At 61.1% G+C, this 6,730-nt stretch carries 7 protein-coding genes; 5 read left to right on the plus strand and 2 right to left on the minus strand.

Annotated features, from left to right (window positions below; genetic code table 11):
* Positions 1-72 precede the first annotated feature (72 nt).
* A complete protein-coding gene (gene acnA / locus ABI_RS02835; RefSeq protein WP_006271312.1) occupies positions 73-2,793 on the minus strand; it encodes an aconitate hydratase AcnA in 2,721 nt (906 codons plus the stop codon).
* A 206-nt stretch (positions 2,794-2,999) separates the two neighbouring features.
* Here acnA and ccmA point away from each other — a divergent pair, with 206 nt between their 5' ends.
* Together ccmA and ccmB are read left to right on the plus strand one after the other, a co-directional pair.
* Entirely contained in the window at positions 3,000-3,614 is a 615-nt protein-coding gene (gene ccmA / locus ABI_RS02840) for a heme ABC exporter ATP-binding protein CcmA (RefSeq protein ID WP_245531282.1), read from the plus strand.
* A 254-nt stretch (positions 3,615-3,868) separates the two neighbouring features.
* The gene (gene ccmB, locus ABI_RS02845) at positions 3,869-4,555 is read left to right on the plus strand and encodes a heme exporter protein CcmB (RefSeq protein WP_006271314.1); all 687 of its coding nucleotides are present in this window, start codon (positions 3,869-3,871) and stop codon (positions 4,553-4,555) included.
* On the opposite strand, the gene ABI_RS02850 is transcribed toward ccmB, so the two are convergent.
* The gene (locus ABI_RS02850) at positions 4,552-5,160 is read right to left on the minus strand and encodes a hypothetical protein (RefSeq protein ID WP_006271315.1); all 609 of its coding nucleotides are present in this window, start codon (positions 5,158-5,160) and stop codon (positions 4,552-4,554) included. The genes ccmB and ABI_RS02850 overlap by 4 nt on opposite strands.
* 86 nt (positions 5,161-5,246) lie before the next feature.
* Here ABI_RS02850 and ABI_RS02855 point away from each other — a divergent pair, with 86 nt between their 5' ends.
* The 3 genes from ABI_RS02855 to ABI_RS02865 are packed head-to-tail and all read left to right on the plus strand — an operon-like array spanning position 5,247 to position 6,652.
* Positions 5,247-5,966, plus strand: a complete 720-nt coding sequence (locus ABI_RS02855; RefSeq protein ID WP_040308520.1) for a heme ABC transporter permease — start codon at positions 5,247-5,249, stop codon at positions 5,964-5,966.
* Positions 5,967-6,128: a heme exporter protein CcmD gene (ccmD, locus tag ABI_RS02860; RefSeq protein WP_006271318.1), complete on the plus strand. Its 162-nt coding sequence runs from the start codon at positions 5,967-5,969 to the stop codon at positions 6,126-6,128.
* Positions 6,125-6,652, plus strand: a complete 528-nt coding sequence (locus ABI_RS02865; protein WP_006271319.1) for a DsbE family thiol:disulfide interchange protein — start codon at positions 6,125-6,127, stop codon at positions 6,650-6,652. Before ccmD ends, ABI_RS02865 begins: the two co-directional genes overlap by 4 nt.
* Positions 6,653-6,730 lie beyond the last annotated feature (78 nt).

Below are 6,730 nucleotides of genomic sequence, written 5' to 3' on the forward strand. Positions count from 1 at the left end.
TGGGGCCGGGTTTTTTCTTGTATCTCAAGAGGAAGGGGCCTCAGGCCCCTTCACCCCAATACTTCAAAGCGCTTACTCGGCGGGCTCTGCCACCGTCTCCTCGGCCGACACGACACCACGGGCCAGGTTCCGCAGCACGTACGGCATCACGCCGCCGTTCTTGTAGTATTCCAGCTCGGTCGGCGTATCGATCCGGCAACGGACCGGGAAGCGGGCCACCTTGCCGTCCGACGCGCGGAACATCTCGACGATCAGTTCCTGACGCGGCTGCACGTTCTCCAGCCCGCGGATGGTCACGATCTCTTCACCCGTCAGGCCCAGCTTCGACCAGCCTTCGACCTTGAACTGCAACGGCAACACGCCCATGCCGACCAGGTTGGAACGGTGAATACGCTCGAACGACTCGGCGATGACCGCGCGCACGCCCAGCAGCTTGGTGCCCTTGGCCGCCCAGTCCCGCGACGAACCCGTGCCATATTCCTTGCCGGCGAAGATGATCAGGTTGCGGCCTTCGGTCTGGTAACGCATCGAGGCGTCGTAGATCGACATCACTTCACCCGACGGGAAGTGCTTGGTCACACCGCCTTCGATTTCCGGTGTGATCTTGTTGCGGATGCGGATGTTGGCGAACGTCCCGCGCATCATCACTTCGTGGTTGCCGCGACGCGCGCCGTAGGAGTTGAACTCCGACACCGGCACGTCATGGGCCGACAGATACTTGCCGGCGGGACCCGAGGTCTTGATGTTGCCGGCCGGCGAAATGTGGTCGGTGGTGATCGAGTCGCCGAAGATGCCCAGGACACGGGCCTCGACAATGTCCGTCACCTTGTCCGGCGTCATGGTCATGCCGTCGAAATAGGGCGGGTTGGCGACGTAGGTCGAGTTGGGATCCCACTGATAGGTCTGGCCGCCCGATATCTGAATCGCCTGCCAGTGCTCGTCGCCCTTGAAGACGTCCGAATAACGGCCCTTGAACATGGTGTTGGTGACGTGCTGACGCTGCAGCGTGGTCACCTCCTCGTTGGTCGGCCAGATGTCTTTCAGGTAGACCGGTTCACCATTGGAACCATTGCCCAGCGGCTCGGTCGACAGATCGATGCGCAGGCTTCCGGCCAGGGCATAGGCTACGACCAGCGGCGGCGAGGCCAGGTAGTTGGCGCGGACGTCCTGGTTGACGCGGCCTTCGAAGTTGCGGTTACCCGACAACACCGAAGCAGCGACCAGATCGCCGGCCGTGATGGCGGCGGAGATGGCTTCCGGCAACGGACCGGAGTTACCGATACAGGTGGTGCAGCCGTAACCGACCAGGTTGAAGCCCAAAGCGTCCAGGTCTTCGCTGAGACCGGCCGAGTTGAGATAATCGGTGACGACCTGCGAACCCGGCGCCAGCGAGGTCTTGACCCACGGCTTTACCGTCAGACCCAGAGCGCGCGCCTTGCGGGCGACCAGGCCGGCGGCGATCAGCACCGATGGGTTGGAGGTGTTGGTGCAGGAGGTGATGGCGGCAATCACGACATCGCCGTTGCCGACGGAGAAGTCGGAACCTTCAACGGTGGTGCGCTCGTCTTCCTTGCTGGCCTTGCCGAAATCGTTGGCCAGGGCAGCGTTGAACTCGGTCTTGGCGTTCGACAGCAGGACGCGGTCCTGCGGGCGCTTCGGGCCGGCCAGAGACGGCAGGACGCCGGCCAGATCCAGTTCCAGGGTGTCGGTGAAAACCGGCTCAACCGAAGCGTCGAGCCACAGGCCCTGCGCTTTCGCATAGGTTTCGACCAGGGCGACTCTTTCCGGAGCGCGGCCGGTTTCGGCCAAATAGTTGATGGTCGCCTGGCTGACCGGGAAGAAGCCGCAGGTGGCGCCGTATTCCGGCGCCATGTTGGCGATCGTCGCCTGGTCTTCCAGGGTCAGGGTCTCCAGGCCGTCGCCGTAATATTCGACGAACTTGCCGACGACGCCCTTCTTGCGCAGCATCTGGGTGACGGTCAGGACCAGGTCGGTGGCGGTGGCGCCTTCGGGCAGCTTGCCGGTCAACCTGAAGCCGATGACTTCCGGGATTAGCATCGGGATCGGCTGGCCCAGCATGGCCGCTTCAGCTTCGATACCGCCGACGCCCCAGCCCAGAACGGCCAGGCCGTTGATCATGGTGGTGTGCGAATCGGTGCCGACCACGGTGTCGGGATAGGCGACTTCGCCGCCATCTGCGACGTTGGTCCACACGGTCTGGGCCAGGTATTCCAGGTTCACCTGGTGGCAGATGCCGGTGCCGGGAGGCACGACGCGGAAGTTGTTGAAGGCCGAAGACCCCCAGCGCAGGAAGTTGTAGCGTTCGATGTTGCGTTCATATTCGCGGTCGACATTGGCCTTGAACGACTCCGGCTTGCCGAAATAGTCGACCATGACCGAGTGGTCGATGACCAGGTCCACGGGGCTCAGCGGGTTGATCTTGGCCGGGTCGGCGCCCAGCTTGACCATGGCGTCGCGCATGGCGGCCAGATCGACAACGGCCGGAACGCCGGTGAAGTCCTGCATCAGAACGCGTGCCGGGCGGAAGCTGATCTCGTGCTCGACCGAACCCTTGTTGACGATCCAGTTGGCGATGGCCTGGATGTCGTCTTTATCGACGTTCAGGCCGTCTTCGTTGCGCAGCAGGTTTTCGAGAAGCACCTTCAGAGAGGCGGGGAGGGCGGAGATGCCCTTCAAACCGTTGGCCTCGGCGGCCTTAAGGTCGTAATAGGTATAGGTCTTGTCACCGACCGTAAGCGTCGTCTTGGATTTAAAGCTGTCAACGGAAGACATGATGGACTTGATCCTCTCAAGTTCGCCGCCCGGCCGCCACCATGGCTGACCGTCAATTCAGTGGCTGCGCGGATAGGCCGGGGACACACAGGGTTCCCGGCCGCGCTGCAAGGCCTTGAAGGCGGGCAATTGGCCTTCTAAACTCACTTTCGGTTTTCGTCTATGTAAAGCCTTTCGCACCGCAAGGTTATTTTATGCCCGTTTCTTTGACGGTCACGGATTTGAGTCTGAGAAAAGGCTATAATCTGCTGATTTCTAAGCTTAATGTTTCTATTTCCAGCGGTGAGGCGGTGAGTCTGACCGGTGAGAACGGCGTTGGGAAAACGACGCTTCTGCGCACCCTGGCGGGGTTCCAGACGCCGGAGTCAGGTGCGATTTGCGCGACTGAGAATGATGTGCAAATTGAATCGGACATCTGGTGGTCACAGCATGTGCATTTTCTGGGGCATCACGATGCTTTGAGCCCGGCGCGGACGGTGGCGCAGGAGCTGGAATTTCAGGCTTCGTATCTGGGCGGGGATGTTACAAAGGTCGCGCCGCTGAAACTGCAGACTTTGATGGACCTGGAGACGCGGTATCTGTCGGCCGGGCAGAAGCGGCGGTTGTCGTGCGCGCGGCTGTTGATGGCGCGGCGGGTCTTGTGGTTGCTGGATGAGCCGATGGCCCCTCTGGACGTTGCGCATCGTGAACTGCTGGCTGGACTGATGCAGGCGCATCTGGCGCAGGGCGGTATGATCATCGCAGCGGTGCATGATGCGCTTCCGTTCGCGACGCGGGGGCTGCGGCTGGAACGCCCGGCACGGGAGGTGGCGGGTGTTTGAAATTAAGTTGGAGAAAACCTTGCTTCTCCTCCCTACGCAGTGGGGAGGGGGACCCCGAAGGGGTGGAGGGGTATCTTTCGGTCGTGACGGCTATCTCGGTAAGTCGGAAGCTGGAACTGTTGTAAAACTGAGGCAGCGCGGCGACCGAGCCTATGCAAGATACCCCTCCACCCCTTCGGGGTCCCCTCCCCACTTCGTAGGGAGGAGGGAGTTTGTCTCGTCTTTTGCGAAATTCTTGAATCCTTGGGAGCTAAGTGTTGACTGCTCCCTCCCTTCTTTCCGCCTCCGTCGCCCTGCTGAAACGCGACCTCGGCATGACCCTTACGCGTGGTGGTGGGCCGTTGCTGGCCGTCGGTTTTTACATCACCCTGATGGCCATGATCCCGCTGTCCGTGGGTCCCGACACCGCGACCCTCAGCCGCATCGCGCCCGGCGTCACCTGGCTGTGCCTGGCGCTTTCGTCGCTCCTCTCCCTGGAACGTCTGTTCGAGCGTGACTACGACGACGCTGTCTTCGACCTGTTGCGATTGGGGCCTCTGCCGTTGGAACTGGTCGCTCTGCTGAAATGCTTGGCGCAGTGGGTTGGCACCGGGCTGATCCTGTCCATCCTGACGCCGCTGGTCATGATCATTCTGGGCGCCGCTCCCGCCCTGGCGCTGATTGGATTGGTCGCGGCGCTGCTGGGTAGCCTGAGTTTTGCCTTGATCGGTGGTATCGGCGCCTCCCTGGCATTGGGGGCGCGCAAGGGCGGGGTGCTGATGGCGTTGCTTGTCCTGCCGTTCTATGTCCCGCCGGTGATATTCGGCGCCGGCCTGATGCAGGCGGCGCAGATTTCGGCCTCTCCGCTCCAGGCCCTGGCGTTTCTGTCGGCCTATGCCCTGTTTGCCTTGGCCCTGGCCCCGATCGCCATGGGCGCTGCGCTGCGTTCGGCCCTGAATTAACCCACTAACCAGTTCCAGATCCTTTGCCAGATGGGAGGTTTCGGCTTTATGACCCCGATGATTGGTTCACGCGCCAGATCCCAGCCACCGCTATTGGCACCGGCGAGATGTGCCATGACGGAAACGCCCATGGGAATCTTGGAATAGACGGCATAGGTGTAGGAGTCGTGATAGTCTTCCGGGCCACCACCGCGGCACCAGTATTCCGTTCCGATCACCAGATTCAGGCCGGTTAAATCGCGACCCAGGATGAAATTCGGTGGGTCTCTGTCGTCGTGGGCCGTCGAGGACCATGTCGTGAGATAGGCTTCAACGTCGACTTCGCGATATTTTCGCTTTTCCAGGACGCCGATCCGAATGTCCGTGGCCACCGTTTTTGCAAAGTCGACCATGCTGAACCACAGCGGTTCGTCGAAGTACATGTCGACGCAGTCGGGCCGATAGGTCTCCTGAATAACTGCAAACCTATGGTTCAAACCGGCGGCTTTTGCCGGTTCTGGTACCGGCCAGCCCGAATCGTCAAACCCGTCGACAAATCTGACTTCGGTCTTTTCCATGATGCCACCTAATCCAAGGATTTGACTTTCGGCAAAGACACGCGTCACCGCAAGCGCTTTTGTCGTCCGCTCCCGCCAGCCTGCGCTGAACTGACGTCTTGCCCACACAGCACAAAACCCTTATCTCCGGCACCATGATCAACTTTCTCGCCAATCCTGAACGGTTCACGCGCGTCACCGCGCCGTTTCGGCCGTGGCTGGCCGGGCTTGGCGCCGCACTGCTGGCCTGGGGGCTGTATCTCTGCTTTGCCTCGCCTGAGGACTATCAACAGGGCGACACCGTCCGGATCATGTATCTCCATGTACCCTTCGCCTATCTCAGCATGGCCCTGTATGCCGGCGTCGGCGCGGCCAGCTTTTTCGGCCTGATCTTCCGTCACGCCCTGGCCGATGCTGCCGCCAAGGCGATGGCGCCCGTCGGCGCCGTCTTTACGGTAATCGCCCTGCTGACCGGATCGTTGTGGGGCAAGCCGATGTGGGGCACCTGGTGGCAATGGGACGGTCGCATGACCTCGGTTCTGGTTCTGTTGCTGTTCTATATCGGCTATATCGCCATTCATGCCGCCATCGAAGACGAGCAGCGCGCCGCCAGGTCAGCTGGCATCCTGGCCCTGGTCGGATTGGTCAACCTGCCGATCATCAAGTTCTCGGTCGAATGGTGGAACACCCTGCATCAGGGATCGTCGGTGTTTCGCGCCGATGGCCCGACGATCGCGCCCGACATGCTGTGGCCACTGTTCGTCATGATCGCCGCCACCCATGTGATCAGCGCCTGGCTGATCCTGGTGCGGATCGACAGCGAGATCCTGGCCCGCAAATACCGCGCCCTGCGCGCCAAGCTGAGTTATAACTAGATGCTCGATTTCGACATGGGTAAGTACGGCTTTTATGTCTGGACGTGCTATGGCGCGACCTTACTGAGCCTGGCCGGTCTGATCGGTTTGACCTTGCGCGCTCATGCCCAGCGCAAGGCGGCGCTGAAGGCGCTTCAGGACGCGACGGAGTCGCAAACGTGAAGCGGTTGTTCGCGCTGATTCCCCTGGTGGTGTTTGCTGGTTTGCTGGCTGTGCTGGGCTATTACAACTTCCACAAAAAGCAGCGCTATACGCCCGATGCCATGGTCGGCAAGTCAGTGCCGGCGCTGGCGATTGCCGATCTGGATACCGGCGGCGAGGCCGACCTGAAGACGCTGGTGGCGGGTTATGACAAGCCGGTGCTGGTCAATGTCTTTGCGTCCTGGTGCACGCCGTGCGTGGCCGAAAATCCCACTCTGATCGCGCTGAAGCAAAAGGGCGTGGTGATCATCGGCGTCGCCTGGAAGGACGAGCCGCAGAACACCTTGAAATTCCTGGCCGAGCACGACAATCCGTATGTCCGGACCCTGAGCGATCCGGACGGGCGCCTGGCGATGGAACTGGGTGTGTCGGGGGTTCCGGAAACCTATGTGGTCCAGCCGGACGGCAAGATCACGTTCAAGATCGCTGACGCCATTTTGCCGCAAACCGTCGGCGATGTCGAAGCGGCCTTGGGTGTGAAGTAGTATCCTGAACTCGCCGCGCAGCGGCACCCAAGAAAAGTGGATCCACAGATTTCACAGATTAAGAGGGATTAAGAACAG

Source organism: Asticcacaulis biprosthecium C19, assembly GCF_000204015.1.
Lineage (GTDB): Bacteria > Pseudomonadota > Alphaproteobacteria > Caulobacterales > Caulobacteraceae > Asticcacaulis > Asticcacaulis biprosthecius.

Coding starts and splice junctions, on each gene's coding strand:
- ccmD (WP_006271318.1), top strand. CDS start 5,967: ATGCTCGATTTCGACATGGGTAAGTACGGCTTTTATGTCTGGACGTGC.
- ABI_RS02855 (WP_040308520.1), top strand. CDS start 5,247: ATGATCAACTTTCTCGCCAATCCTGAACGGTTCACGCGCGTCACCGCG.
- acnA (WP_006271312.1), bottom strand. CDS start 2,793: ATGTCTTCCGTTGACAGCTTTAAATCCAAGACGACGCTTACGGTCGGT.